Annotated in this window: 25 protein-coding genes; 20 read left to right on the top strand and 5 right to left on the bottom strand. The window is 42.4% G+C overall.

The features are described from left to right. Positions 1-30 precede the first annotated feature (30 nt). From groL to ABFX15_RS05595, 3 genes are all read left to right on the top strand, one after another. Complete coding sequence (groL, locus tag ABFX15_RS05605) at positions 31-1656, top strand: chaperonin GroEL (protein WP_346024498.1); 1626 nt, start codon at positions 31-33, stop codon at positions 1654-1656. A 685-nt stretch (positions 1657-2341) separates the two neighbouring features. Beyond that, the gene (locus tag ABFX15_RS05600) at positions 2342-3256 is read left to right on the top strand and encodes a ketopantoate reductase family protein (RefSeq protein WP_346024497.1); all 915 of its coding nucleotides are present in this window, start codon (positions 2342-2344) and stop codon (positions 3254-3256) included. A 15-nt stretch (positions 3257-3271) separates the two neighbouring features. Beyond that, on the top strand, positions 3272-4054 hold the full coding sequence (locus ABFX15_RS05595; RefSeq protein ID WP_346024496.1) for a carbon-nitrogen family hydrolase: 783 nt from the start codon (positions 3272-3274) through the stop codon (positions 4052-4054). Between the two features lie 325 nt (positions 4055-4379). Here ABFX15_RS05595 and ABFX15_RS05590 read toward each other — a convergent pair whose 3' ends face one another. Further along, a complete protein-coding gene (locus ABFX15_RS05590; protein ID WP_346024495.1) occupies positions 4380-5057 on the bottom strand; it encodes a CAP domain-containing protein in 678 nt (225 codons plus the stop codon). A 181-nt stretch (positions 5058-5238) separates the two neighbouring features. Here ABFX15_RS05590 and ABFX15_RS05585 point away from each other — a divergent pair, with 181 nt between their 5' ends. The 11 genes from ABFX15_RS05585 to ABFX15_RS05535 all read left to right on the top strand — a co-directional run bounded on the left by ABFX15_RS05585 (position 5239) and on the right by ABFX15_RS05535 (position 14373). After that, a complete protein-coding gene (locus ABFX15_RS05585; RefSeq protein WP_346024494.1) occupies positions 5239-6654 on the top strand; it encodes an MATE family efflux transporter in 1416 nt (471 codons plus the stop codon). A gap of 336 nt (positions 6655-6990) precedes the next feature. Next, a complete protein-coding gene (locus ABFX15_RS05580; protein ID WP_346024493.1) occupies positions 6991-7641 on the top strand; it encodes a glycosyltransferase family 32 protein in 651 nt (216 codons plus the stop codon). A 136-nt stretch (positions 7642-7777) separates the two neighbouring features. Beyond that, a complete protein-coding gene (locus ABFX15_RS05575; RefSeq protein WP_346024492.1) occupies positions 7778-9388 on the top strand; it encodes an amidohydrolase in 1611 nt (536 codons plus the stop codon). After that, on the top strand, positions 9385-10314 hold the full coding sequence (locus tag ABFX15_RS05570) for a YitT family protein (protein ID WP_346024491.1): 930 nt from the start codon (positions 9385-9387) through the stop codon (positions 10312-10314). The genes ABFX15_RS05575 and ABFX15_RS05570 overlap by 4 nt, the downstream gene beginning before the upstream one ends. Before the next feature lie 45 nt (positions 10315-10359). After that, entirely contained in the window at positions 10360-11013 is a 654-nt protein-coding gene (locus tag ABFX15_RS05565) for an ABC transporter ATP-binding protein (RefSeq protein WP_346024490.1), read from the top strand. Beyond that, positions 11010-11774 carry an ABC transporter permease gene (locus ABFX15_RS05560; RefSeq protein ID WP_346024489.1) on the top strand — a complete coding sequence of 255 codons (765 nt, stop codon included), beginning with the start codon at positions 11010-11012 and terminating at the stop codon, positions 11772-11774. Before ABFX15_RS05565 ends, ABFX15_RS05560 begins: the two co-directional genes overlap by 4 nt. Positions 11775-12032: 258 nt before the next feature. After that, positions 12033-12992, top strand: a complete 960-nt coding sequence (locus ABFX15_RS05555; protein ID WP_346024488.1) for a 3D domain-containing protein — start codon at positions 12033-12035, stop codon at positions 12990-12992. Between the two features lie 357 nt (positions 12993-13349). After that, positions 13350-13538, top strand: coding sequence for a hypothetical protein (locus ABFX15_RS05550; protein ID WP_346024487.1), 189 nt, complete (start codon positions 13350-13352; stop codon positions 13536-13538). Positions 13539-13579: 41 nt separating this feature from the next. Beyond that, on the top strand, positions 13580-13765 hold the full coding sequence (locus tag ABFX15_RS05545; RefSeq protein WP_346024486.1) for a hypothetical protein: 186 nt from the start codon (positions 13580-13582) through the stop codon (positions 13763-13765). Positions 13766-13823: 58 nt separating this feature from the next. Further along, positions 13824-14015, top strand: a complete 192-nt coding sequence (locus ABFX15_RS05540; RefSeq protein ID WP_346024485.1) for a hypothetical protein — start codon at positions 13824-13826, stop codon at positions 14013-14015. Between the two features lie 46 nt (positions 14016-14061). Further along, a complete protein-coding gene (locus ABFX15_RS05535) occupies positions 14062-14373 on the top strand; it encodes a hypothetical protein (RefSeq protein WP_346024484.1) in 312 nt (103 codons plus the stop codon). 74 nt (positions 14374-14447) lie between these two features. Here ABFX15_RS05535 and alr read toward each other — a convergent pair whose 3' ends face one another. Further along, positions 14448-15617 carry an alanine racemase gene (alr, locus tag ABFX15_RS05530; protein WP_346024483.1) on the bottom strand — a complete coding sequence of 390 codons (1170 nt, stop codon included), beginning with the start codon at positions 15615-15617 and terminating at the stop codon, positions 14448-14450. A gap of 154 nt (positions 15618-15771) precedes the next feature. Between alr and ABFX15_RS05525 the strand changes: the two genes are divergently transcribed. Together ABFX15_RS05525 and ABFX15_RS05520 are read left to right on the top strand one after the other, a co-directional pair. Beyond that, positions 15772-16404, top strand: coding sequence for a superoxide dismutase family protein (locus tag ABFX15_RS05525; protein WP_346024482.1), 633 nt, complete (start codon positions 15772-15774; stop codon positions 16402-16404). Between the two features lie 474 nt (positions 16405-16878). Then, positions 16879-18216 (top strand): C1 family peptidase, encoded by a 1338-nt coding sequence (locus ABFX15_RS05520; RefSeq protein ID WP_346024481.1) that lies wholly within the window; start codon positions 16879-16881, stop codon positions 18214-18216. A gap of 92 nt (positions 18217-18308) precedes the next feature. On the opposite strand, the gene ABFX15_RS05515 is transcribed toward ABFX15_RS05520, so the two are convergent. Together ABFX15_RS05515 and ABFX15_RS05510 are read right to left on the bottom strand one after the other, a co-directional pair. Continuing rightward, positions 18309-18584 carry a hypothetical protein gene (locus ABFX15_RS05515; protein ID WP_346024480.1) on the bottom strand — a complete coding sequence of 92 codons (276 nt, stop codon included), beginning with the start codon at positions 18582-18584 and terminating at the stop codon, positions 18309-18311. A 127-nt stretch (positions 18585-18711) separates the two neighbouring features. Further along, the gene (locus tag ABFX15_RS05510) at positions 18712-20250 is read right to left on the bottom strand and encodes an AbgT family transporter (RefSeq protein ID WP_346024479.1); all 1539 of its coding nucleotides are present in this window, start codon (positions 20248-20250) and stop codon (positions 18712-18714) included. Positions 20251-20593: 343 nt separating this feature from the next. Between ABFX15_RS05510 and ABFX15_RS05505 the strand changes: the two genes are divergently transcribed. From ABFX15_RS05505 to ABFX15_RS05490, 4 genes are all read left to right on the top strand, one after another. Further along, positions 20594-21364, top strand: coding sequence for an acyl-[acyl-carrier-protein] thioesterase (locus ABFX15_RS05505; RefSeq protein ID WP_346024478.1), 771 nt, complete (start codon positions 20594-20596; stop codon positions 21362-21364). Beyond that, the gene (locus tag ABFX15_RS05500) at positions 21348-22337 is read left to right on the top strand and encodes a LacI family DNA-binding transcriptional regulator (protein WP_346024477.1); all 990 of its coding nucleotides are present in this window, start codon (positions 21348-21350) and stop codon (positions 22335-22337) included. Before ABFX15_RS05505 ends, ABFX15_RS05500 begins: the two co-directional genes overlap by 17 nt. 117 nt (positions 22338-22454) lie before the next feature. After that, positions 22455-23825, top strand: coding sequence for a PTS transporter subunit EIIC (locus tag ABFX15_RS05495; RefSeq protein ID WP_346024476.1), 1371 nt, complete (start codon positions 22455-22457; stop codon positions 23823-23825). Positions 23826-23837: 12 nt separating this feature from the next. Next, positions 23838-25283: a glycoside hydrolase family 32 protein gene (locus tag ABFX15_RS05490; RefSeq protein ID WP_346024475.1), complete on the top strand. Its 1446-nt coding sequence runs from the start codon at positions 23838-23840 to the stop codon at positions 25281-25283. 84 nt (positions 25284-25367) lie between these two features. Here ABFX15_RS05490 and ABFX15_RS05485 read toward each other — a convergent pair. Continuing rightward, positions 25368-25656, bottom strand: a 289-nt coding sequence (locus tag ABFX15_RS05485) for an RNA-guided endonuclease TnpB family protein (RefSeq protein WP_346024474.1), incomplete at its 5' end; no start/stop codon positions are given.

The following is a 25656-nucleotide window of genomic DNA, read 5'->3' as shown; positions in this document are numbered from 1 at the left end:
AAAAATAATATTGAAGGAGCGATTATTACCATGGCTAAAGAAATCAAATTTTCTGAAAATGCACGTGCAGCAATGCTGCGTGGCGTAGATAAACTAGCGGATACAGTTAAAGTGACATTGGGACCAAAAGGTAGAAATGTTATCTTGGACAAATCTTTCGGCGCACCTCAAATCACTAATGATGGGGTGACCATCGCAAAGGAAATTGAACTGGATGACAAATTCGAAAATATGGGTGCTCAGCTTGTTGCTGAAGTAGCAAGCAAAACAAACGATATCGCAGGTGACGGAACAACTACTGCGACTGTTCTAACCCAGGCAATCGTCAATGAAGGAATGAAAAACGTGACTGCAGGCGCTAACCCTGTAGGCATCCGTCGCGGAATCGAACTGGCAACTAAAAAAGCAGTCGAAGCTCTACATGACATCTCTACTAAAGTAGAAGACAAAGAGTCTATCGCGCAAATTGCTGCAATCTCATCTGGCGACGAAGAGATCGGTAAGCTGCTTGCAGATGCGATGGAACGTGTGGGAAGCGACGGCGTTATCACAATAGAGGAATCTCAAGGAATTGAAACTGAACTGGATGTTGTTGAAGGAATGCAGTTCGATCGCGGCTACCTGTCTCAGTACATGGTAACGGATAACGAGAAAATGGAAGCAAACTTGGATAATCCTTACATTCTGATTACAGACAAGAAGATTTCTTCAGTACAGGAAATCCTTCCTGTTCTTGAAAATATCATGCAGCAGAATCGTCCACTTCTGATCATTGCAGACGATATCGAAGGAGAAGCACTGCCTACACTTGTATTGAACAAGATTCGCGGAACGCTTAACGTTGTAGCTGTTAAAGCGCCGGGATTCGGTGACCGTCGTAAAGGTATGCTGGAAGACATCGCTATTTTGACAAACGGAACAGTCATCACAAGTGATCTTGGGCTGGACCTTAAAGATGTGACGATCGATCAGCTGGGTACTGCAGGAAAAGTTGTTGTAACTAAAGACCACACAACTGTTGTTGAAGGTGCTGGCGAAAAAGAGAACATCGAACAGCGTGTGGCGATGCTTCGTGCTCAAGCTGAAGAAACAAACTCTGAATTCGACCGTGAAAAACTGCAGGAACGCATTGCTAAAATGGCAGGCGGCGTTGCAGTCATTAAAGTCGGAGCAGCGACTGAAACTGAAATTAAAGAACGTAAACTGCGTATCGAAGATGCATTGAATGCTGCACGTGCTGCAGTTGAAGAAGGTGTCATCGCCGGTGGTGGAACAGCTTATATCAACATTCTGGATAAACTGGAAACGATCGATCTTGAAGGTGACGAAGCAACTGGTGTGAAAATCGTCCTTCGTGCACTGGAAGAACCTGTTCGTCAGATCGCTTCAAATGCTGGTCTGGACGGAAGTGTTATTGTTGAACGTCTGAAACACGTTGAGCCTGGCATTGGATTCAATGCAGCAACAGGCGAAATGGTCAACATGGTACAAGCGGGTATCATCGACCCAACTAAAGTAACCCGTTCAGCGTTACAAAATGCAGCATCTGTTTCAGCGCTATTACTAACGACTGAAGCTGCTGTAGCAGAAATCCCATCTGAAAATGATGGACCTGCTGGTGGAATGGGTCCAAGCGGAATGGGCGGCATGATGTAAGTAAAGTCAATAATCTGCTGTCGTGTCATCAGACACATAATGAAAGCCCAGAAAGCAGGAAAAGCTTGAGAGTATCTCTCTGCTTTTCCTGCTTTTTTTTGCAGTACTCTTATAAGCAGTATTCACTATAGGAACGTTTAAACTTTGAGATTTGAATGACTCCCCTTGAGCTGGTACGTTAGATTGGCGCTTGTCTCATGAAGCTCTGACCTAATGAAAAGACCATTTCGATCAGACCGGATAGACCTGTTACTGCGATCCGCTTAAGTGAACTACCCACCACTTAAATCCTTTGGATTTTGAAGTGGGAGCTTCCTACGAACTCCATTCTTGTTTGCACAAAATTCATGCAGACAGAGGAATCGGATATGGGTAGGCTCAAAAGGCAGTCCCTGCCTCATAGGTTTTCTTTTCCTTGGCTAATGCCAAGGAATACTTAGTAGGCTTGGTTATCGCCTAAGTATAGACTTGGTTTTCGTCTACACAAGAAGTATACCAAATGAAACGGAAGTTCGCGACTTCAAGCTATCGCTTGACCGAAATTCATCTCCCACTTTCACTGGTGCTTCGTACCCATACGTTTAGAAGTGGGAGACTTCTTTCGGAATTACGTTAAAGTCTGAATTAGTCTGATTATATGATAAGATAGTAAAATAATTTACATGAGTATACGGGGAGATTTGTTATGAATGAGAAGACAGTTTCTATAGTTGGATTAGGGGCTCTGGGTGTGTTGTATGGACAGCACTTGTCAGAAGCTTTGGGAAAAGATCGTGTAAGAGTGATGGTAAATGAAGGAAGAAAGAAAAAATATGAAAGTGGCGGAGTGACATTAAACGGTGTCCCGTGTGATTTCAATTACGTTTTAGAATCCGAAAAGAGTACACCTGCAGATCTGATCATAGTCTGCACGAAATCGCTGGCACTTGACAGCGCACTGGAATCTATGAAAAATCAAGTAGGAGAAGAGTCTACAATCCTATCGTTAATCAATGGAATTTCCAGCGAGGGTATTCTTGGGTGTGAGTTTGGTCATGAAAAAATTATTCCTACGGTAGCGATAGGAATGGATGCAACACGAGATGGTCAGGATGTCCGGTCCAAAGTAAAAGGCTGGCTCCAGATTGGAGTGGACAGTCCAGATAAACAGAAAAGACTGGATGCAGTTAAGTCGATCTTTGAGGAAGCTCAGTTTCCTTATGCAGTCGAGGAAAATATTACTTTAAAAATTTGGGAGAAGTTCATGATGAACGTTGGCGTAAACCAGGTGGTCATGGTCAACCAATCGAATTTTGGTGGTGTTCAAACAGGCGGGGAATATCATGATCAGGCGAGATCCGCCATGGAGGAAGTAGTAAAGATTGCTCAAGCAGAGGGGGTCAGTCTGGAGCACGAACATGTACAAAAGGCTTTCGACATTATAGACACCGTAGATTCGGATGGCATGCCCTCAATGAGACAGGATGGCCTGGCCAAGCGTCTATCAGAAGTGGAGCTGTTTTCAGGAACTATTCTGAAAAAGGCCGAAGAGTCTGATCTGGATTGTCCAGTCAATCGTTATTTATATGAAGAAGTTCAGAAAATCGAAGCGGAGTACTAATGAGGAGGAAACAGTGTGAAGGTCAGTGCGATTCAAATGGATGTAGCATTTAATGATCCTGATAAAAACAGGGACAGAATCAGTAAGTTGATTGAAGAAGCTGTGGAGTCTAGTAAGCCGGGTACCATCGTTCTTCCCGAAATGTGGAATGTATCATTCTTTCCTGACAATATGAGTGCTACTGCAGACGAGGAAGGGCATGACACCCAAAGTTTTCTGAGTAAATTGGCACGCAAGTATCAAATCAACATCGTCGGTGGCTCAGTTGCTGTCAAGAAAGATGGCGGCTACTACAACACAAGTTACAGCTTTGACAGGGAAGGGACTTTGGTGCATGCGTACGATAAAGTCCATCTCTTTTCACCTGCAGATGAGCATACTGTATTTGAATCAGGAAACAAGCTAGGTATCTTTGAATTGGATGGTGTAACAATAGGCGTTGCGACTTGTTATGATTTAAGGTTTGTAGAGTGGATAAGAATGATGGCTTTAAAAGAGGTAGAAATCTTATTTGTTCCTGCAGCCTGGCCCCACCCGAGATCAGAAGTTTGGCAGGCACTGCTTAAAGCTAGGGCAATCGAAAACCAGTTTTTTGTTGTGGGTGTAAATAGTGTCGGAAAAACAGATCAACTGTCGTTCTGCGGACACTCAACTATATATGATCCACTAGGACAAGTGCTGGCTGGCTCAGGAGAAGATGAATTAATACTGACAGCTGATCTTGATTTGTCACAACTGCGTACGGTACGGGATGATATTGGGGTCTTCAGAGACAGACGCCCTGATTTATATAAATAAGGCGGAAGCTGACTAGGCGCCAGCTGAAAGCATTGTAAGTAATGAGCAGTTATCGTTAAGGCGGATTCTTGGTGCTTTCACTTTATAATGCTTTTGGAACCAACTGAGTGTGTGAAATCTTGTCGAGTGCATTGTAAGACGGGGCTTAGAACCAACCCAATGAAGAAAACTTACCGAGTCACCCACCCCATTCATCTAAACCAAAAATCAGAGCTCTAAAAAGGAAAAAACCGTTGAGCCACGGACAAATCATCCAGGACTCGACGGTTTTTTTATATTAGATAAGATTCTCTCCAGTCGTAAGTCATAATTCTTTAGAGAACAATTAACGTTGGGTTCCAAACAACTGTGTGGCGTAAAGATATTCACCATCATAGTGTACCCCGACTCCAATTTCTTCAAAATCAGGACGGATCATATTCTCATAGTGTCCTTCACTTTCGACCCAGCCGTTAAAGATCAGTTCAGCCATTTCTTCATCACTCAGATAATGAGTGGCCATACCTAAGTTTTCACCGGCGACTCTGTAAGGGTAGTGAATGCCTTCCTCATCGAACACGGCAAACGCATCAGACCCGTCTGGTCGTGTATGAGAAAACAGTTCCTCTGTTTCGATTGCTCGAATGGTAGCTGCTGATCGAAGCATATCATTGCTGGTCAGAGTTCCGACTCCCTGCTCATCACGAAGTTCATTGACTAGACGGATGATAGTATTCTCGATAAGGTCCACATCGATATCATCAGCTTGATCACTGGAAACGGAAGGAGCTTCCAGTTCTTCGTCGTTAGAACTGGAAGAGGGTAGAGTAAATGAATTATTTATAAAAGGGGTCTGGTCAAATGACAGATCAAGGCGGTCAAAGTCTCCTGATGACGGAAGATAGCTGACGATGGTGTTCATCCAGTTTCCGACGGTCGTTCCATTAAGAATACCGGATGTGCCCAGCCAGAAGCCTACGATCAAGGTTATAGTCAGTACAAGCAGTTTTCTGATAAATGTCATAGTTTTCAACCTTTCTAGTCTAAAAGTATTGTATCAGAAAGCCAATTAACTAAAAAGAAAAAGTGTTTGATTTATTTATGAAAAAGCTGATGTTATTTGTTTCATTTTACTCAAGGTGTTTTGTATAATAGAAAAGTTACTTACAGAAGGTTAGTTATATGAAAATAGGAGCGTAGCGACCATGAAAAATATGAGTTCTGAACAAATGGGTACCATGCCCATAAATAAATTAGTCCTGACCTTGTCTCTTCCAATGATGCTGTCAATGTTTGTACAATCCCTTTATAGTGCAATAGACAGCATGTTTGTTGCACAAATTAGTGAAGAAGCGCTAGCCGCTCTGTCACTTGCTTTTCCTGTGCAGATGCTGATGATTGCAATACAGATCGGCTCAGCTGTTGGGATGAATGCTGAACTGTCCAGACGTCTGGGAGAAGGGAAAAGAGGATTAGCAAGCGCAGCGGCTAACAATGGAGTGTTTCTGTCTTTCTTCCATTACTTTATATTCTTCATTTTTGGTCTGTTTCTAGTCCGTCCATTTTTTGAAATGCAGACGGATAACGCGCAAATTATCGAGTATGGGATAGAGTACACATTTATTATTACTACTCTGTCGATCGGGAAGACGATGCAGATTATGTATGAACGAATCCTTCAGTCAACTGGACGGACATTTTATACTATGATTACCCAAGGGTCGGGGGCTATCTTGAACATTATTCTGGACCCTATACTAATTTTTGGACTGCTGGGTATGCCGGCTATGGGTGTGAGAGGTGCAGCCATTGCTACGGTTATCTCTCAAATGATTTCTGCGCTGATGGCGTTTATCATAAATGCCAAAGTAAACTCAGATGTGGATATGGAATATAGATGGTTTCGTCCTGATTTCAGCGTGATCAAGCGCATCTATTCAATTGGTGTCCCATCAATGGTAATGACCTCGATTACGTCAGTTGTTACTTTGATTTTCAACAATATTCTTCTGCAGTTCACATCTACAGCAGCCGCAGTTTATGGGGTCTATATACGAGTCCAAGGCTTTGCTTTTATGCCGGTCTTCGGTTTGAATAACGGGATGATCCCTATCGTTTCATATAACTTTGGAGCTAAGAATAAAGAACGTCTGACTCAGGCTATTAGGGTATCCATAATGTATGGGATAGGAATCATGCTGCTTGGCACCTTAATTATTCAAGTCTTTCCTGACCAGCTGCTGGCATTATTTAATGCCTCTGGAGAAATGCTTGAGATCGGACGAGCAGCGCTGCGCATCATCAGCTTAAGTTTTGTGTTTGCGGGTGTCAGCATCATGCTTGCCTCAGTCTTTCAGGCATTGGGCAATCCGATGTACAGTCTATGGATACAGGTCATCCGTCAGTTCATTGTCCTTGTACCCGTTGCCTATGCTCTGTCCTTAACAGGAGACGTTAATGCTGTATGGTGGTCAAAACTTATTTCAGAAAGCGTAACGATCGTACTGGCTTTAGTCACCATGCGCTATATTTACAATAAGAAAATTGAGTCATTGGACGATCTGGACCTCGAATCTGGAAGACGGCCTCTGAAGAAACAGGTCGCAACAGACAATCGATAACATAATTGGTCAACCCGTTACTAGTGAAATGGAGCTGCCGCAGGAAGGTTTCCTTTCTGATGGATTCTCTGGTTCAGTATAGAAGGGTTTTTCTATTGCCTGAAAAGCGGAGTACAAGAAAAGAAGGATTTGCTAAAATCAGATAGCCTCAGATCCAGTCAGACAATAAGGAAAAACTATCAAGAATTTGATTAAATCTTTCTCTTTAGTTTATAAAAAATCGTCAGTCAAACCCCTCTACACCAGTATTTTCATTCCTCCGATAGCTAATGATCGATTTTTCACTCTTCTTTTTGTTAAACTGATAGAGAGTTCTCATGAAAATTTCATAAAACAATGAGCACAAAAGGAGAAGATGAAATGATTCCAAAGATTATACATTACGCATGGTTCGGGGGAAATGAGCTGGGTCCGCTGGAAGAGAAGTGTCTGGCTAGCTGGAAACGTTATTGTCCAGACTGGGAAATCAAGAGGTGGGACGAATCAAATTTCAACCCTGAGGATCACGGGATTTACACACAGCAGGCTTATGAAAGAGAAGAATGGGCATTTGTTTCTGATGTAGCCCGTTTACATGCCTTGAGAGAATACGGTGGGGTCTACTGTGACACGGATATGGAACTGATCAAGCCAATCGACAAATTTCGAAAGTTTCCTGCTTTCTTCAGTTTTGAAATTGAAACTGAGATCTCAACCGGAATCATTGGAGCAGAACCGCATCATCCATTTATAGAAGAACTCTACGATGATTATGACGGGAGAGAATTCATTCTTCCTGACGGATCGCGAGATGATAAGACGAACGTCATCCGTATTACAGAAATCATGACGGAACGCGGACTGAAGCCTGACAATACCTATCAGGAAGTTGAAGGATGCACCATCTTTCCTAGAGAATATTTCTCTCCTAAAGATTACTGGACCAGAGAAATCGATTCTACAAAAAACACACACGGCATCCATCAGTTTACTGGAAGCTGGTTATAATAAGAAAGCGAGCCGGGACCTTGGAGTTCCGGTTCTTTTTTCTGTAATCCGGTCAAACGGGTACACACCCTCTTCCTTAAAGAGTATAATGAATACTGACGAAGTGAAGATCAGAATGAAGTCAGGAGTTGTAAATATGAAATGGTTTAAAAACGGACAGATTTATTTGAGTGAATCGACTTTTGCAGAGAGCATGGTCATAGAAGGCAATACGATCAAAAAGGTTGGGAGCAACGAATCATGTGAGGTTTTTTTAAAAGGTGAAGAAGTCATCGATCTTGGAGGGAGAACGGTAATTCCGGGTCTGAATGATTCGCATCTGCACTTTCTCATGACTGCCGAATTTTTGTCCCTTCTTCCTATAACCGGTGTGACTTCAATGAAAGAACTGATCGATCGCTGCAGAGTTTACATAGAGGACCAGCAGATGACTAAAGAAGATGTCTTATATTCAGAGGGATGGAATCACACTTTGTTTACTGATGACAAGCGGATTCCTGACAGACATGATCTGGATCAGGCCTCTTCAAGCGTGCCGATCGTTCTGGTCAGAGTGGACCGTCATGTCATGAGTCTGAACACGGCCGCACTTAAGGCTTTCAATATTACAAAGCACAGTCAGTTAGAAACTGGTGGGGAGATTCTCAAAGATACCGACGGACTGCCTACTGGTATACTGACTGAAGGGGCTCTGGATCTGGTTAAAGCTCAGCTGCCTGCGAGAACCAGAGAAGAGAAAAAAGAAGCAATCAGACAGACGATGAAGCTGGCTAACCAGTACGGCATTACATCGATGCACACTAACGACGCTAAAGATGATACTGTAGAAGAGACATTATCTTTATATGAAGAACTTGAGCAGGAAAAGGCGCTGACCGTACGCTTTTATCAGCAGATTTGGTTCAACAATGGCAAATACCTGCCTGACTTTCTAAAAAGGGATTACCCTTTCCGAAAAGGAAGCGACTGGAACCGTATCGGACCGATCAAGTTTTTCATAGACGGAACATTAGGATCCAGAACCGCTGCATTAAGAGAAGCCTACTCAGATGATCAGTCAACTAAAGGAATCTTGACGAAATCACAAGACACCTTGTCTGATGAAGTGAAAACAGCTGTCGACCACGGGTATCAAGTGATTATTCATGGGATAGGGGATCAGGGTATAGAGACGATCCTCAATGCATACGATGCGGCCCTTGATGGCAAAGACAATGACTTGCGTTTGGGGATTAATCATATGCAGATCACTGGACTGGATCTGATCGACAGGGTGGCTGATAAAGGATATTTGACTTACGTTCAGCCGATTTTTCTGGAAGATGATATTCCTATCCTGTTTGATCGAGTGGGTGAGGAGCGAGCGAAGACATCTTACTTATTTAAAACAATGAAGGATAAAGGGGTTCATCAGTCATTCAGCAGCGATGCACCGATCGTTTCATTCGATCCATTTGAAAATATTCAGTGTGCAGTTACACGAAACAGACTGAATGAGTCGCTTGAGAAAGCCTATCTTCCTAACGAAGCGATGTCTATCTATGAGGCAGTCGATGCCTACACTTATGAAAGTGCCTATGCGAGCTTTGATGAGGATGTAAAGGGACGAATTAAAGAGGGGTTTCTGGCAGACTTTGCTATACTGAATCAGGATATTTTTTCAGTTACTCCTTCTGAGATCAAGAATATAACGGTGCATTCCACTTATGTAGATGGAATAAAAGTGTATGAGGAGGACAAGGGATGATCAATGAGCTAATCACTAAAGTGCGTTTGAAAAATTTTATGCTTATCATAATAGGCTCAGTTTTATATGCGACCAGTGTGAACGTCTTTACTGTACCAAACGATTTGGCTGAAGGAGGCCTGACTGGGTTTTCTCTGATCCTTTTTTATCTTATCGATATCCCACCATCTTATACGATTTTTATTATCAACATGTTCATACTGGCTGTTGGATATAAGTTTCTTGACAAAAAAACGCTCCATTATACTCTCGTAGCCAATGCGATCATTTCGGTTATGCTCCTCGTGGTCACAGGTTATCAGTTCATTCCTGAAACGACTTTGCTAGCCCCAATCGGTTCAGGCATTTTTATGGGTGCAGGTATTGGCCTGATTATGCTGGGTCACGGGACAACAGCAGGCAGTGATATTATTGCCAAGTTGATGGAGAAATATCTCGGGATAAATATACCAACTGGTCTTTTGATGATCGATGTGTTTATCGTCCTGCCCAGTGCATTTGTCATTGGTGCAGAGAATGCGTTTCTCACATTGATCAACCTCTACATTCAAAGTAAGGTCATTGACTTTATTCTAGAAGGGTTGAATCCGAGAAAATCCTTCTTTATTATATCTAAAAAGCATCTAGAGATTGCCGAAGCCATCGAAAACCAGCTCGGGCGAGGCATTACCATATTGGATGGACGTGGCTACTACACTAAGGAGAAGAAAGACATTCTTTATATCATCATCAGTCGACGGGAAGTTCTTCCAATTAAGCGTATCGTAGAGGCTATCGATCCGAATGCCTTCATGACCATCTCACATGTTCAGGAAGTTACTGGAGAAGGTTTTTCCTATCTGGCTCAGGAAGTGCAGGCTGAACGGATCACAGAAGCGGAAGAAGAGTGGATCGAAGAACAAAGGGTTGCGAATGAAAGTGAATAGTTTATAATGATTATTACATGATAAAAACTATAAAGGAGTGTCGCGATGTCTGACCACCAGCTCGAAATTAGTAACATTTCATTTAAGACAGACAATCAGTCTATCCTGGAGTCGATTTCTTTTTCTGTCGAGAAAGGGGAAAGGGTAACGATAACAGGACCGTCCGGAGGAGGAAAGAGCACCTTATTAAAGATCATCGGGAACATCATCAATCCGACTGACGGAAAGGTTTTGTTCCATGGAAAGAACATACAGGAGACCAATCCTCTAAAGTATCGCCAGAAGGTCTCCTACTTTTTCCAGAACGCTTCGCTCTTCGATCAGACTGTCAGGGACAACCTGTCTTTTCCATATGACATCAGAGACGAAGAATTTGATGAAGAGAAAGCGAAAGATATGCTTGAACGCGTCAGCTTGAGTCGCTCCTACCTGGATAAGCCTATCAACGAACTCTCCGGTGGAGAAAAACAGCGTGTAGCTTTGATCAGAAACATGATGTATCTTCCGGAAGTTCTCTTACTTGATGAGGTGACCAGCTCGCTTGATGCTGAGAATAAGGAAATTATTCACGGGATACTGGACACTTTAAATAAAGAGAATGGCCTGACTACATTATCTGTCACCCATGATGAAAATGAGATCAGTCAGGCAGACAGAGTGATCACGATCATCGACGGCAGACTGGAGGACTCTAAATGAACGCTAATATGGAAATCAATAACTTTTCGCTGTTCCTTTCTACAGGTTTGCTGATCATCGCCATACTTATTGCATACAAAGAGAAGCTTGGACTCGGTAATGATATTTTTATTGCCGGCATACGAGCAGTTATCCAGCTGTTTATTATCGGCTATGTCCTGAGCTATGTAATTCAGCTTGATAATGTGCTTGTCACACTCGCTATGGTACTGTTCATCGTGTTCAACGCAGGCTTCAATGCTCATCAGAGAAGTGACGGGATTCCGCATTCCTTAACTATTTCACTTTTCTCCATATCGATAGGGACTGCAGTAACTCTGGTCCTTCTCGTTGTTTCCGGGGCAATTGAATGGCTGCCGTCCCAGATCGTTCCCATTACAGGAATGATTGCAAGTAATGCAATGGTCGCTATCGGATTGACTTTCCAGTCTCTGAACTCAAAATTCGCTGATCAGCGTCAGCAGGTTCTTGAAAAGCTGTCACTTGGAGCGAATGAAAAGCAGGCATCCATGAGCATTATTAGAGCCAGCGTGAAAACGGGGATGAGCCCATCGATCGACAGCACAAAGACAGTCGGACTGGTCAGTCTGCCTGGTATGATGTCCGGTCTGATATTTGCTGGAGTAGAACCGACAGAAGCCATCAGGTATCAGATCGTCGTTATGTTCATGATTATCGCAGTGACGAGTATCGCAAGCTTCAGTGCCAGCTACTTGGCATACAGACAGTTCTATAATGAGCAGAAACAGCTGACGTTATAAAATAATACAAGCTAATATATTTCAAAAACCGTCTTATTTGTCACATAATTGACACTAAGACGGTTTTTGAAATAGTCTCGTAAGGATGTAATGATAACAATACAGACTGACTAAAAGGAAGTAACAGATGGTCTAAACCCCTTTTCTTTTATAAAGTGCATGGTAAGATACATACAGTTATCCGGGCAAGACCTAGGGTAAATAGCAAAAAGACACTACAGACGAGACGTGTAGTAAATTATGAAAAGGGGTATAAACTTGTTTATACAAAAAAATCAATTAATCAAAGCCGGTATTACTTTCTCAGCTGCAGGACTATTATTCCTAGCTAACGAGTCTGAAGCCAGCGCAAATGAATTTACCAGTTCAAGCTGGGAGCCGACAACTGTATCGCAGATCGAACAGGAAATAGCGGCACAGAAAGAGAACCAGGGAAGCGACGATGTCCTTAAATATACCTTCCAGTGGGGAGACACAATGTGGGGCATATCTCAAGCTATAGATATTTCAGTAGATAAATTGGTAAACGTTAATGATATTGATAATCGTAGTCTGATTCATGTCGGATCTACTATTTATCTAAGTAGAGACCTGTCAGTCATTTCCGTACAAAATGGCGATGAAGAAGTTGTTAGTTTTGACGTGTCAAATGGCGATGCAGTTGAAACTGAGACACCTGAAGAAGTAGAAGAAGCAGCTGAAGGAAACGTAGTAGTAGAAGCTGTTGTAGAAGAAGCAGCTGAAGGAAACGTAGTAGAAGAAACTGTTGTAGAAGAAGCAGCTGAAGGAAACATAGTAGAAGAAGCTGTTGTAGAAGAAGCAGCTGAAGGAAACGTAGTAGAAGAAACTGTTGTAGAAGAACCAGCTGAAGAAGCAGTTGAGCAAACTCAACCAGCAGAAGAGTCAACAGCACAAACCTCTTCCTCAGAAAACGGCCGTTGGATGACTGTTGAGGCGACCGCATACTCTCGTAATCAGCCAGTATTGAGTAATTACACATTTACTGGAATTGACCTAAGAGAAAATTCACGTGTCATAGCTGTAGACCCTAATGTTATTCCTTTAGGATCAACAATCTATGTACCTGGCTACGGAGAATACATTGCAGGAGATACTGGTGGAGCAATCATTGGTAATCGAATCGATATTCACTTCGAAAGTCTAGATTCTGCAATTCAGTTCGGCAGACAGAGCATTGATGTACAAGTATTCGAATAAATTTCAACTTCTAAAAAGCTATAAGCGAATATTGAATTCGCTTATAGTTTTTTTGCAAAAAAAATGAATATTTTACCACTGTTTAACAAATGGCTGGTCAATGTAACAGAATGAGATGAAATTGTAAAAGCCTTTTCTTTTGAATTGCTATTCATTCATGATAGAGTATTTCTATAACATATTTCGGTTATTTATATTATCAAACCAAAGCAGGAATGTTCTGATATTACTAATATGAATAGTTTGGCCCAATTATGAGAGAATGGTGTCAGGCAAGGCTTATTGCTTTAAATCAATTAGGAATTTTGGTAATATTTCGGTAGATAGTTGAATAACTGTATAAAAGGAGAGAGATACATGAAAAAACTTGCTAAGTTCACCGCATTGTCTCTAACCGCAGGTTTGCTGCTTGGTGCTTGTGCTGATGGAGAGGATATGGAAGAAGACTTTCCAGGCGTTGAAGATCCGGCCACTGAAGATGAAGTGGAAGACGATGGCATGGATGATGGGGTAGATGGCGACTTGGACGAAGATACAGACGAATAAGTAATAAGAGGAATAATAATATTATTAGAGGAGAGATAGATATGAAGAAATTAGCTAAATTAACGGCCTTGACAATGACAGTTGGGATGCTTCTTGCCGCTTGCGGAGATGCCAATGACACGGACGACGATCTGCCAGGTATGGAAGATGACATGAACGGTGGACTTGAAGACGACGGCATGGACGACGGTCTAGGCGACGACCTGGAAGACGACACAGACGAGTAATCGCAGACTCTGACTAATCATCAGAAACTATATTAAATATAATAGGGAGAGATTCATAATGAAAAAATTAGCTAAATTAACTGCACTAACTATGACAGCAGGCATGCTATTAGCCGCTTGTGGAGATGCCAATGATGTAGACGACGATCTGCCAGGAACTGAAGAGCCTGCTGATGATGATCTGGATGGTGGCCTTGAAGACGACGGCATGGACGACGGTCTAGATGATGATCTGGATGACGACGCGTAATTCAGAACAGAAAATTAGCTAGAAAACTCAATTAGGGAGCGATTAGATGAAGAAATTGGCAAGACTTACAGCACTGACCATGACAGCCGGGATGTTATTGGCAGCCTGCGGAGATGCAGATGATACTGATAGCGAATTGCCGGCAACTGAAGAGCCAGCCGACGATGAACTGAACGGTGACTTGGATGATGGCATGGACAATGACCTCGACGGGGACCAGGATGATGATATTGACTCCGGTCTGGACGAGGAAGGTCTTGACTTCGAAGAAGACGATCCAGACGATGAACTCGGAGACGACGGGTTAGAAAGTGAAACCGATGATCTGGATGAAGACCTAGACGACGAAGACGAATAATTTCTAATCGAATATTATAAAAAGACGACCTGTTCAAAGGGTCGTCTTTTTTGCGCGAGAGCTAGCTTTGAGTATTAATCCAGTAGCGCATTCTGCTTAGCTGTCACAGTGTCGTCTTTTATATAAACACGAGGGATTCTTTTCCCGATGCCGCAGAGTATTTCATAATGAAAGCTGTCTGTCAAATCAGCCATTGTGTAGATAGACGGCTGACCTTTATCAGGGTCTCCAATAAAGACAAGCTCATCTTCTTTAGTGAAGTTCTCGATCTGGCTGACATCGACCATGAGCTGATCCATACAGATTCGACCGACGATAGGTGCTTTATCTTCTCCACAGGTCAAATGCCATCTATTGGAGAGCTCTCTCGGAATCCCGTCCGCATAGCCCAGAAGGATCGTTGCGATCGTTTCCTCTTTTGTAGTCTTATAAGTTCTGCCATACCCGATGCTTTCCCCTTTGGTCATCTGCTTTAAGTAGGCAGCATGAGTTGACAAGGTCATGACGGGCTTCAAGTCCAGTTTGTGTTCCAATGTTTTGTCCGGATGATAACCAAATAAAGAAATGCCGGTACGGATCATATCCAAGTCAAATTCGGGATATAAAAGTGCAGCTGCTGTATTGCTGCAGTGGCGCATCTCAAAAGTGAATCCTTCTGTTTCCAGATAATCTGCAATAGATTGAAAGAACGCAAACTGCTTTTTCGTGTACGATGGGTCATCAGTATTTTCTGCTTCTGCAAAGTGAGTGAAAATGCCTTCAAACGAAATGTGTTCAGCTGCCATTGTCTGACATAGTGTAAGTGCTTCTTCTTCCGACCGAGCACCGATTCTACCCATTCCGGAGTCAACTTTCAAATGAATACGTACAGTTTGCTTGGTTTGACTGGCATGATGATTAACGGCCTCAGCTATCTCCTGTGAAAAGACAGTAATTGAAATGTTGTTTTTAATAGCCGTCGGTATCGTATCTGGTTCAATCGGACTCAGCAGAAGAATCGGTTTTGTAATTCCGGCGTCTCTCAGTTCCATTGCTTCATCCAGTACAGCAACAGCCAGATAATCTATGTCTTCCTTTTCAAGATGACGTCCGATTTCGACTGCACCGTGTCCATAAGCATCGGCTTTGATGACCCCCATGAATTTAGTTTTTTCAGATATATGATTTCTCATTTGATGATAGTTGTAAGATACCTTATCTAAATCGATTTCTGCTTTAGTGTATCTGTAACTTCCATAACTCATCTGTTTCATCTCCTTTGTACCTATTATTCTAACATGAAGAGCCTGAATGAGAACTGAAAAATGCTAAATCTTAGTGATTTTCAGCTTATATTGGTATGATATGGATATAATGAAAAGTGACATGCAATGAAAGAGATGGAAGGAGAAACGATGTATGTTAAATAAAACTAAACTAGCTTTACTGAGTGGAACAGCCTTGTTGATGGTAGCCTGTGGAGAGGATGAGGTCACTCAACTGGAAGACAGCGGCACTGAAGATGTGACAGAAGACGAAGGAGAAGTTGAGGAAGATTCTCTTCTGGAAGATGCGGGGACAGACGAAGAATTCACTTCACTTGATGTTGATATGGTTGACAGTGACGGTACCTATGTAGGGTCTGCAGTGTTTGATGAAGATGAGAATGGTGTCACACTCAATCTGAATCTCGAAGGACTGCCAGCCGGGGAGTACGGCATGCACATCCATGAAGTCGGACAAGCCACTCCGCCAACATTTGAAGATGCCGGGGATCATTTCAATCCAACTGATGCAGAGCACGGGTTTGATGCTGAGGACGGGCATCATCTAGGCGACCTGCCGAACCTTGTTGTGCCTGAAAATGGAATCGTCAGTGAAACGATTGAGATACCAGATGTATCTCTGTTGCCTGATACAGAATATACTTTGGCTACAGAAGAGGGAACGTCTCTAATCATTCATACTGAAGCAGACGACTATGAATCACAACCTACTGGAGATGCTGGAGATCGTATGGTCGGTGGTGTGATTTTTGCACCTCAGGAATAAGCGAATAAAGTTAACTGTACCGGATCAGCCAGCGCTGGTTCGGTTTTTCATCTGAATAGTCATTTTTCTTAATAGTACTGTTTAGCTAGGAAATTGCACTAGTATAGCGGAAAGAATTACGATTTAATAGCTACGGAACTCAAGAAGAAAACCCACCTGAGTTAGGGTGCAATCCCGATAGCTAAGGAACTCGGGACGAACATCCACCTGAGTTAGGGTGCAATCTCGATAGCTACGGAACTCAAGAAGAAAATCCACCTGAGTTAGGGTGCAATCCCGATAGCACCGGAACTCGCGACAAATATTCACCTGAGCTAAGGTACTATCCCTAAAGTAACAAGACTCTGACTGAGAGTCTTGTGAGACGAAGGAGATTCTCAAAATTGAACGGATGATAATCTGAAAATGACACCTTGTCATGCGTCTGGATTTTAGGTATGATAAAATCATTCATAAGAAAAGGATGAGAGCCAGATGAAAATAACTACAGATTTACTGAAACAGTTTAAACATGACTTTGACAAAAATCCGGTCAATCATGCTGTCAAGAATGCGATGTCAAAGGTAGGCCTTAACAAGTCGTCTATAGACAATAACTTGACCAGACGCCACTCCTTCGTATTCTCTCATGAAACTAAAAAAGGAGACATCACGAATCAGAAGTCCTCTGGGCGATGCTGGATGTTTGCTGCATTAAACACTGCAAGGGTAGACACAATGAAAAAGCTGAATGTCAAGACCTTCGAATTTTCTCAAAATTACACATTGTTCTGGGATAAACTGGAAAAATCAAATTACTTTCTGGAAAGTATCATTGAAACAGCCGGCGAGCCTTTAAACTCTCGTCTCGTTCAGCACTTGCTGCTCGATCCAATTCAAGATGGTGGGCAATGGGATATGTTTTCAGGTCTGCTTGAGAAATATGGTGCTGTTCCTAAATCAGTGATGCCGGAAACGTACCATTCATCAAATACAAGAGAACTGAATCAGCTCCTGACTGCTAAACTCAGAGAATTCGCTGCTAAACTAAGAGACAGTCATAAAGATGGAAAATCATCAGAAGAGTTGTCGGAGCAGAAAGAGTCTTTTCTGTCATTTGTTTACGGTTTGCTGACTAAAACACTGGGAGAAGTTCCTCAGGCCTTTTCATACGAGTATAGAGATGAAGATAATCAGTTCCACAGGATGACTGACATTACGCCTCAAGAATTCTTCAAGCACTATGTTTCCTGGGATTTGGATGAACGCATTTCTCTTATCAATGCACCAACGGAAGATAAGCCTTATGGAAAAGCGTATACCGTCAAGTATTTAGGAACGGTCAAAGAAGGAAAAGCAATTACTTATGTCAATGCACCAATTGAAGTGCTGAAAGAAGCAGCGATTGCTTCTATCAAAGATGGGGAGCCGGTCTGGTTTGGCTGTGATGTCGGGAAAATGCTTGAGAGGGAAGCTGGAATCATGGACGATAAAGCCTATGATTATGAAGCGACATTAGGTGAAACGGTAGAGCTTACGAAAGCTCAGCGCTTGGATTATGGTGAGAGCCTGCTGACGCATGCGATGGTTTTTGTCGGGGTTGATCTGGACGATCAAGGTAATCCGATCAAATGGAAAGTTGAAAACAGCTGGGGAGATAAGAACGGCGACAAAGGAATATACTCCATGAGCGATAAGTGGTTCGATGAGTACAATTATCAAGTGGCTGTCAAACGCCAGTACATTGATGAAGAGTGGCTGAAAGCTCTGGACCAGCCAGTCGTTGAGCTTGAGCCATGGGATCCGATGGGGTCTCTTGCCTTAGTAAAATAATCGAAAATTAAAATACGTATACACGCAAATTGCTCTGCGCGTATACGTATTTTTCATGTTCAGGAAACGGTATCTGCCTAATCACTCCAGTTTTATGAAAAGAGCTCGATAGCCAGAACTATGGAAGAGCTGATAGCTCCGCCTATGATAAAGTACATAATCATTTGTAGAGGAATGAACCATGAAAGATCATCTAAGTGTTTCTCTTCTTCCGAGGTGACCCTGAAGGTGATGAAGTATCCAATCCCTACACCTATCCCAAAAATGGGAAACAGCTGTTGAATCTGATCCGGACGCAGCAGGCCAAACAGCAGACCAATTAGAAATCCGAAAAGCTGGAGCCACCATCTTTTAGTTTTCTTTGACACGATGATCCCTCCTTGTATTATATGTTTAGAGTTAATCAGTGGTTATCCTAACTATAACATGTCAGAGTTGAAGAGTATTGAAAAAAGACATGCTTCCAGAACTTGGAAGACATGCCTTTAATTATGATTACTGTAATATAGAAGGTGCGCCAGGGCCAAGTGGCAGTCCAAGAACATACCAGACAACCAGTAGAAGTGACCAAGAGATTAAGAACGCAATGGTGTAGGACAGCATCGTTGAAATGATGGTACCCAATCCACTCTTCTTGTCGTAACGTTGAGCGAAGACAAGAATCATTGGAAAGTAACTCATTAGTGGTGAAATAACGTTTGATGAAGAGTCGGCGATACGGTAAGCCATCAAGGTCATTTCAGGTGCAATATTCACTTCAAATAACATAGGAACAAATACAGGTCCCATGATTGCCCATTTTGCAGAGGCAGAACCCATGAATAAGTTGATAAAAGCAGTGAGTAGGATAAATGCTAAAATCAATGGAAGTCCGACAAATCCGATAGCTTCAAGGAATTCAGCACCGCTTGCAGCCAGGATGAATCCTAGGTTAGTATACGAGAAATAGTTGATGAACTGGGCTGCGAAGAAGGCCAGTACTAAGTATCCCCCCATTGAGCTCATTGATTCTGACATCCCTTTGACGAAGTCATGAGAAGTCTGGATTTTACCCGTTGTTTTACCATACACATATCCAGGGATGGCAAAGAGCAGGAAGATCATGAACAGAAGTCCTTGAGAAAGGAAGTTGTTCAGTGTCATTTCGCCAGTTGCTTCATCAAGCATTCTAAGTGGCGCGTTTTCAGGAATCATCAATAAAGCCATAATTCCCAGGAAGACAAGCAAAGCAATCAGAGCATTGCGCATTCCTTTGTTTTCTTTGTCAGTAATTGGTTCGTCATTTGGCTTGTAGTCGCCATCGTATTCCCCAAGCCGTGGCTCGACAAATCGTCTGGTAACAAAGGCCCCGACAATTGTCAGTAAAAAGGTAGAGACGATAAGGAAGTACCAGTTTGCTGTAACAGCAACTTCATACTCAATACCAGCAGAAGTAAGTGCTTCATTAGTGATACCAACAAGCAATGCATCGGTCGGTCCGAAGATCAGGTTGGCAGAGAATCCGGCAGAGACCCCTGCAAAAGCTGCAGCTAGACCGGCAATCGGGTGTCTGCCTGCTCCAGCAAAGACAATTGCTCCAAGTGGGATAACCACTACATAACCTGCATCGGAAGCGATATTAGAAATGATACCTGCAAATACAACCGTTGCTGTCAGTAAGTTGGCAGGGACATTACTTAAAAGTTTTTTCAGCGAGACAGAAATAAGTCCCGTCCACTCAGCAACTCCTACCCCTAGCATAGCAACAAGAACCGTACCTAAAGGCGCGAATCCTGTAAAGTTACTTACTGCACTATTGAAAATATGTGCAATACCATCTCCATTCATTAATGAAATGGCTTCGATCGTTACTTCTTCACCAGCGCTTGCATCGAAATAGTCGACAGTAACGCCAAGTCTAAAGACGAGTTCAGAAATCAGGACGATGAAAAGAGCTAAAGCAATGAAAATAATAACTGGGTGTGGAAGTTTATTTCCGACACGCTCGATCATGCCCAGAAATCCTTTATTAGTGTTCTGTTCAGAATCACTCATAAGTTTGTTTCCTCCTAAAGTAATTTTGAAGCATAAGCTAATCTTACTAATGACCATCAAGTTGGAGATAATCATTAGTAAGATTAAAATTTGGCTCCATTTGATATTGTACTATGAATCCTATTTTAATACAAAGACCATTTTAATTTCAATATAATATAATCAATTATATCGGTTTTTCTAGTTATTTTTTTATATGGCCAGTTATCAATGGTTGGATACGGTTTTATACAAGAGAAAGGGATGAGGAGATGATTAGAAGGGGAGAATAGGGATAAGAATTGTAATTCTATATTTTTGCTTTTATAATTTAATTAGAATGAAGAATACGAGGAGAAAACTAGTGTACCTATCATATGAAGAAACGAAAGACATTGCCTACTATATGTGCGACCGGACTCAGCGGCTCACTTTACCTATGCTTGTGAATCTTCTGCTGGATGTATCTGAAAAGCAGTCAGACTCCCTGAAACGTGGAGAAGCATACATTAGAGACAGAGGGTTGAGCTGGATCATTCTGCACTATGCTTTTGATATCGGCCGTATGCCAAGGCTGAATGAGACAGTCTACATTGAAACCTTTGCGACAGAATATAATAAGCTGTTTACCTATAGAACGTTTATTGTAAGAGATTCGAACAGAACTGAATTAATTAAAGTAGAAACGACCTTTGCATTACTTGACAGCGAAAAGAGAAAAATGGCGCGCATACCTGAAGATATTGTTGCCCCATACAAAGCTGAGTACTCAAAAAGAATCAGACGAAATACGAAACCGGATGAGGTCGATTCAAAAGAGTATAATGAAAAGCAGTATGCCGTACGCTACTTTGATATAGATGGAAATAACCATGTCAATAATTCTCATTATATCAACTGGATACTAGACAGTCTCGACAGTACATTCCTGCTGGACCATGATATCACCAGCGGGGTAATTACATTTAATAAGGAAATCAGTGAGCATCAGCTCGTCTTCAGTCAGTCCAGTATCAGAAAAGAAGAGAACCTTTATTCTGATCATATAATAAAGACAGAAGACACAGTCCATTGTGCTGCTACATTTACATGGAAAAATGGAAAAAGGAGGAATACGAATGGTCACAATCAATGATATTGCCAGAAAGGCGGGTGTAGCAAAAAGCACAGTCTCCCGATACCTCAATAACGGATCTGTCAGTCTGGAAACACGAAATAAAATTGAAGAGATCATCAGAGAAACTGGATACACGCCTAACAATTTTGCACGAAGCCTCAAAGCGCAGAAGACGAATATGATCGGTGTCATCATTCCGAGACTTAGTTCCGCATCTACAAATGAAGTCCTGTCGGGGATAGATGAGTGCTCCAGACAGCTCGGCTATCAGCTGATCATAACCAATTCCGATCAGGACAGCGAGCGTGAATTCGAAAATATTCAGACCTTGTCAAAACAGAAAGTAGAAGGCATCATCATGTTCGCCCGTGAACTGACACCTGAACATATCGAAGCTGTAAAACAGACTCAGACGCCGTTTCTATTCATCGGACAGAGAGCTGAAGACATACACAGCATCATTCATCAGGATTATGAAGCAGGAGAGAAGATTGGGAAGTATGCATTGGAACTGGGGCATCGTTACTTTCTTTTTGTCGGAGTGCCGGAAAAAGACCGGGCAGTAGGGGTAGAACGCAAGCAGGGATTCCTTGACACCGTTAAAGCGTGTCATGGGATAACCATCGACACTATTGAAACAAACTTCTCCCGCTCGTCTGCATATCAGAAGGCACTGAAGTTTCTCCCTGAGACTATGGCCACTTATATTGTCTGTGCGACGGATAACATAGCCGTAGCTGTGCTTAAAGCATCTAAAGAACTAGGTTATAGTGTTCCAGAAGACTTTTCCTTATCAGGCTTTGGTGGATATGAAGCAACGGCTTACGTTTCACCGACGATAACTACAGTGAGCTATCCGTACAGAGAAATGGGGCTGGAGTCGGTGGACAAACTGGTCAAACTCATAAATAAAGAGGAAGTTCCTCATGTTAGTGAAATGAAAAACGAGCTGGTCATCAATCAGTCGACCACATTTTTTAAGAAAGTGTAGAAAGTGCTTTCTTTTCTCTTGCAATTAGAACCGGTTCCTGTTATCCTTTAAAGGAACCGGTTCTAACAAAGGAACAGGACTAATATGAAAACGGTTAAAAAGGAAAGGAAGGATCATATGAAGTACGAAGAGTCAATTAATAAACTATTCGAAGCAGTCGGAGGTAAGGAAAATATTCAGAATTACGAGCACTGTGCGACACGCTTGAGAATTATTTTGAAAGATGATAAGAAAGTAGATAAAGAGAAAGCTGAAAACGTTCCTGAATCTAGAGGATATTTTTTCAACACTGGACAACATCAGTTTATCTTCGGTACAGGGAAAGTAAACTCAGTCTATAGTGAATTAGAACAAGTCATGGGTGGAAGTGCCAACGGGTCAGATGACTTTAAGGATAACGTTTATCAGAATCTTAATCCAGTCCAACGTGTCGTGCGTATTTTAGCAGATATTTTAGTACCGCTGATTCCTGCACTGGTCACCACAGGACTTTTGATGGGAGTTAGAGGTTTACTCCTTGAACTTGGATTAAACATGGATGAAAGTACACTTACATTATTTGAAATGCTTACTGATACAGCCTTCGCATTCCTGCCAGTACTTATAGCGTACAGTGCGACAAGGAAATTCGGTGGAAATCCGATTTTAGGTATCGTCGTAGGATTAATGATGGTCGCTCCGCAACTTCCTAACGCATGGGCAGTAGCAGCAGGTAATGCAGATCCGTTAGTAATTTTTGGCCTTGACATAGTGGGATACCAGGGATCAATTTTCCCTGCAATCATAGTAGGGTGGATGGTCTCTAAACTCGAAAAATGGTTCAGGACATTTATTCCTCAAATGATGGACCTGGTCGTCACCCCGTTTTTATCTATTACAATTACACTTTCAGTTATGCTATTTATCTTAGGTCCGATTCTTCAAGTAGCAGAGTCTGCAGTTATTAATAGTATTGTGTACCTTATAGAAGCACCGTTAGGTATAGGCTATATAATCTTTGGCGGACTACAGCAGCTCGTTGTTATCACAGGACTGCATCACTCAATTGGAATAATTGAAATCAGTCTTCTGAATAATACTGGAGAAAACATCATTCAGACTCTGACTACTGTAAGTATGGCTGGCCAGTTCGGAGCAGCTATCGGAGCTTCACTGCTATTTAAAGATAAGGTCAAACGGTCAAATGCAATCAGTTCAGCTGTTCCAACACTATTCGGTATCACTGAACCGCTTCTTTTCGGAGTGAACTTGAGATCTCTAAGAGTGTTTGGCTCAGGTATCGCGGCTGGTGCACTAGGTGGCTTCGTAACATACCTATTAGGTCTAACATCTACTGGTATGGGAATCACATTTCTTCCAGGACTCCTCCTTTACACTGGAGACTGGATTGCTATGATTCAGTATATAGCCGTAACAGCCATTTCATTTACTGCTGGCTTCCTGTTAGTTAGAGTGCAAGGTAGTGCGATAAGAGAAAGTTTTAAATAAGAGGAGAAGTTGATGAGTAATTTGAATGAAACTTACTGGGAAACATTTGAAGCAAAAAGAAAAAAACTTAAGAGTAAAATTGCGAATGATCCATGGCGTCTGTCTTTTCATCAGATGCCGGAAACGGGATGGCTGAATGATCCAAATGGGGCTGTTCAGTTTAAAGGAATTTATCACTTGTATTACCAGTATGTACCGGATAATCCTGAGGGAGGACTGGTACACTGGGGACACAAGACATCTAAGGACATGGTGCACTTTCAGGAAGAAGAGCTCTTTCTTTCACCTGATCAGTCTTACAATAAAGATGGAGTTTTCTCAGGAAGTGCCTTTGTGAAGGACGATGAGATTCATTTCTTTTATACCGGCAATGTAAAACATCCGGGAGACCACGATCATACATTCAGCGGTCGTGAACAGAATACCGTTCATATTGTCAGTAAAGACGGCTTTACTGTTGACCATGAAGAAGTTGTGATTCCTCACGAGGACTACCCTGAAGGATTTACGGATCACATTCGTGACCCGAAAGTTTTTGAAAAGGACGGGAAGTACTATATGGTACTTGGTTCTCGGGCCTTGAATCATCGAGGGAAAATACTGCTTTACCGTTCGACGGACCTTTATTCGTGGGACTACGCAGGGGTATTCCTTGAAGGTGAAAAAGAAATGGGCTATATGTGGGAATGCCCGGATTTCTTCGAAACTGACGATAAAGACGTTCTGATTTTCTCACCTCAGGGACTGAAAGCGACGGCTCATGAATTCGAAAGCACGCATAATTCGGGTTACTATCTGGGTTCAGTCGACTGGAGTTCAGAGACATTCATACCTGAAAGTTCGTTTAAAGAGCTTGACCGTGGCTTTGACTTTTATGCCCCTCAGACATTTGAGGACGAATCCGGGCGACGCATTCTCTGGGGATGGATGGGATTAGGAGATACTAAACCCGAGTACAGTAATCCGACCGTTGCTCGAGGCTGGCAGCACGCCATGACTCTGCCCAGGGAACTCACTGTAGAGAATGGACAGTTGAAACAGCGGCCACTCAAAGAATACGAATCACTTAGAAAAAATGAAGTTAAGACAGCAGTAAAAGTATCTGAATCGTATGAACTGGAAAATCAGAACCCTCGCACATTCGAACTGATTCTGACTCTAGAGAAACTTGGCGAATCACTGTCTGTCCATATGAAAGAGGATACGGTCCTCTCATATGACGGACAGATCTTCAGCTTAGCTCACGGGCCTTCCGGCTTTGGGCGTTCTGAGAGAACAGTCGAAGTTGAGGATCTGACTCGCATCCATGTCATTGCTGATACTTCTTCGATCGAGATTTTTCTTAATGATGGAGATTACGTCCTTTCAACTCGTGTCTATCCGAAACATGAGAAAGATACGATCCGTTTTGAAGGGGATGCTGAACTGTCGATTGAGAAATGGGATCTTGAAATCTGACCATTGAACTACCCCCACTTACTCGCTAACGCTCCTTGAAGTGGGGGATTCCTGAGAACACCAACCTATCGGTCGGTTACTTTATCAGGCTAACCCCGTAATCCCTACGGTTAATCGCAACGCTTCGTTGCGAAGATTCATGCTTGCGTTAATATCTCTATCGTGATGACTATTGCACTCAGGGCAAGCCCATTCACGGACAGTGAGATTCTTAACGGCTTTGTTTTGGTAGCTACAATTTGAACACAATTGGCTGGATGGAAAGTTTTTCGCCACAGTGACAACTTGTTTGCCGTACCAGCCTGCTTTGTATTTAAGCATAGTCCGGAACTCTGACCATGAGACTTCGCTGATGGCTTTACTCAACTTGCGG

Origin of the sequence: Alkalibacterium indicireducens (genome assembly GCF_039522005.1) — a bacterium.
Classification (GTDB): Bacteria; Bacillota; Bacilli; order Lactobacillales; family Carnobacteriaceae_A; genus Alkalibacterium; species Alkalibacterium indicireducens.
Note: the sequence above shows the minus strand (reverse complement) of the source record. Positions and strands in the feature narration are given on the sequence as shown.

Excerpts from the sequence above, each read along its gene's own strand:
- groL (WP_346024498.1), top strand. The coding sequence starts at position 31 with ATGGCTAAAGAAATCAAATTTTCTGAAAATGCACGTGCAGCAATGCTG.
- ABFX15_RS05600 (WP_346024497.1), top strand. The coding sequence starts at position 2,342 with ATGAATGAGAAGACAGTTTCTATAGTTGGATTAGGGGCTCTGGGTGTG.
- ABFX15_RS05590 (WP_346024495.1), bottom strand. The coding sequence starts at position 5,057 with ATGACATTTATCAGAAAACTGCTTGTACTGACTATAACCTTGATCGTA.
- ABFX15_RS05585 (WP_346024494.1), top strand. The coding sequence starts at position 5,239 with ATGAAAAATATGAGTTCTGAACAAATGGGTACCATGCCCATAAATAAA.
- ABFX15_RS05580 (WP_346024493.1), top strand. The coding sequence starts at position 6,991 with ATGAGCACAAAAGGAGAAGATGAAATGATTCCAAAGATTATACATTAC.
- ABFX15_RS05575 (WP_346024492.1), top strand. The coding sequence starts at position 7,778 with ATGAAATGGTTTAAAAACGGACAGATTTATTTGAGTGAATCGACTTTT.
- ABFX15_RS05570 (WP_346024491.1), top strand. The coding sequence starts at position 9,385 with ATGATCAATGAGCTAATCACTAAAGTGCGTTTGAAAAATTTTATGCTT.
- ABFX15_RS05565 (WP_346024490.1), top strand. The coding sequence starts at position 10,360 with ATGTCTGACCACCAGCTCGAAATTAGTAACATTTCATTTAAGACAGAC.
- ABFX15_RS05560 (WP_346024489.1), top strand. The coding sequence starts at position 11,010 with ATGAACGCTAATATGGAAATCAATAACTTTTCGCTGTTCCTTTCTACA.
- ABFX15_RS05550 (WP_346024487.1), top strand. The coding sequence starts at position 13,350 with ATGAAAAAACTTGCTAAGTTCACCGCATTGTCTCTAACCGCAGGTTTG.
- ABFX15_RS05545 (WP_346024486.1), top strand. The coding sequence starts at position 13,580 with ATGAAGAAATTAGCTAAATTAACGGCCTTGACAATGACAGTTGGGATG.
- ABFX15_RS05540 (WP_346024485.1), top strand. The coding sequence starts at position 13,824 with ATGAAAAAATTAGCTAAATTAACTGCACTAACTATGACAGCAGGCATG.
- ABFX15_RS05535 (WP_346024484.1), top strand. The coding sequence starts at position 14,062 with ATGAAGAAATTGGCAAGACTTACAGCACTGACCATGACAGCCGGGATG.
- alr (WP_346024483.1), bottom strand. The coding sequence starts at position 15,617 with ATGAGTTATGGAAGTTACAGATACACTAAAGCAGAAATCGATTTAGAT.
- ABFX15_RS05525 (WP_346024482.1), top strand. The coding sequence starts at position 15,772 with ATGTTAAATAAAACTAAACTAGCTTTACTGAGTGGAACAGCCTTGTTG.
- ABFX15_RS05520 (WP_346024481.1), top strand. The coding sequence starts at position 16,879 with ATGAAAATAACTACAGATTTACTGAAACAGTTTAAACATGACTTTGAC.
- ABFX15_RS05510 (WP_346024479.1), bottom strand. The coding sequence starts at position 20,250 with ATGAGTGATTCTGAACAGAACACTAATAAAGGATTTCTGGGCATGATC.
- ABFX15_RS05500 (WP_346024477.1), top strand. The coding sequence starts at position 21,348 with ATGGTCACAATCAATGATATTGCCAGAAAGGCGGGTGTAGCAAAAAGC.
- ABFX15_RS05495 (WP_346024476.1), top strand. The coding sequence starts at position 22,455 with ATGAAGTACGAAGAGTCAATTAATAAACTATTCGAAGCAGTCGGAGGT.
- ABFX15_RS05490 (WP_346024475.1), top strand. The coding sequence starts at position 23,838 with ATGAGTAATTTGAATGAAACTTACTGGGAAACATTTGAAGCAAAAAGA.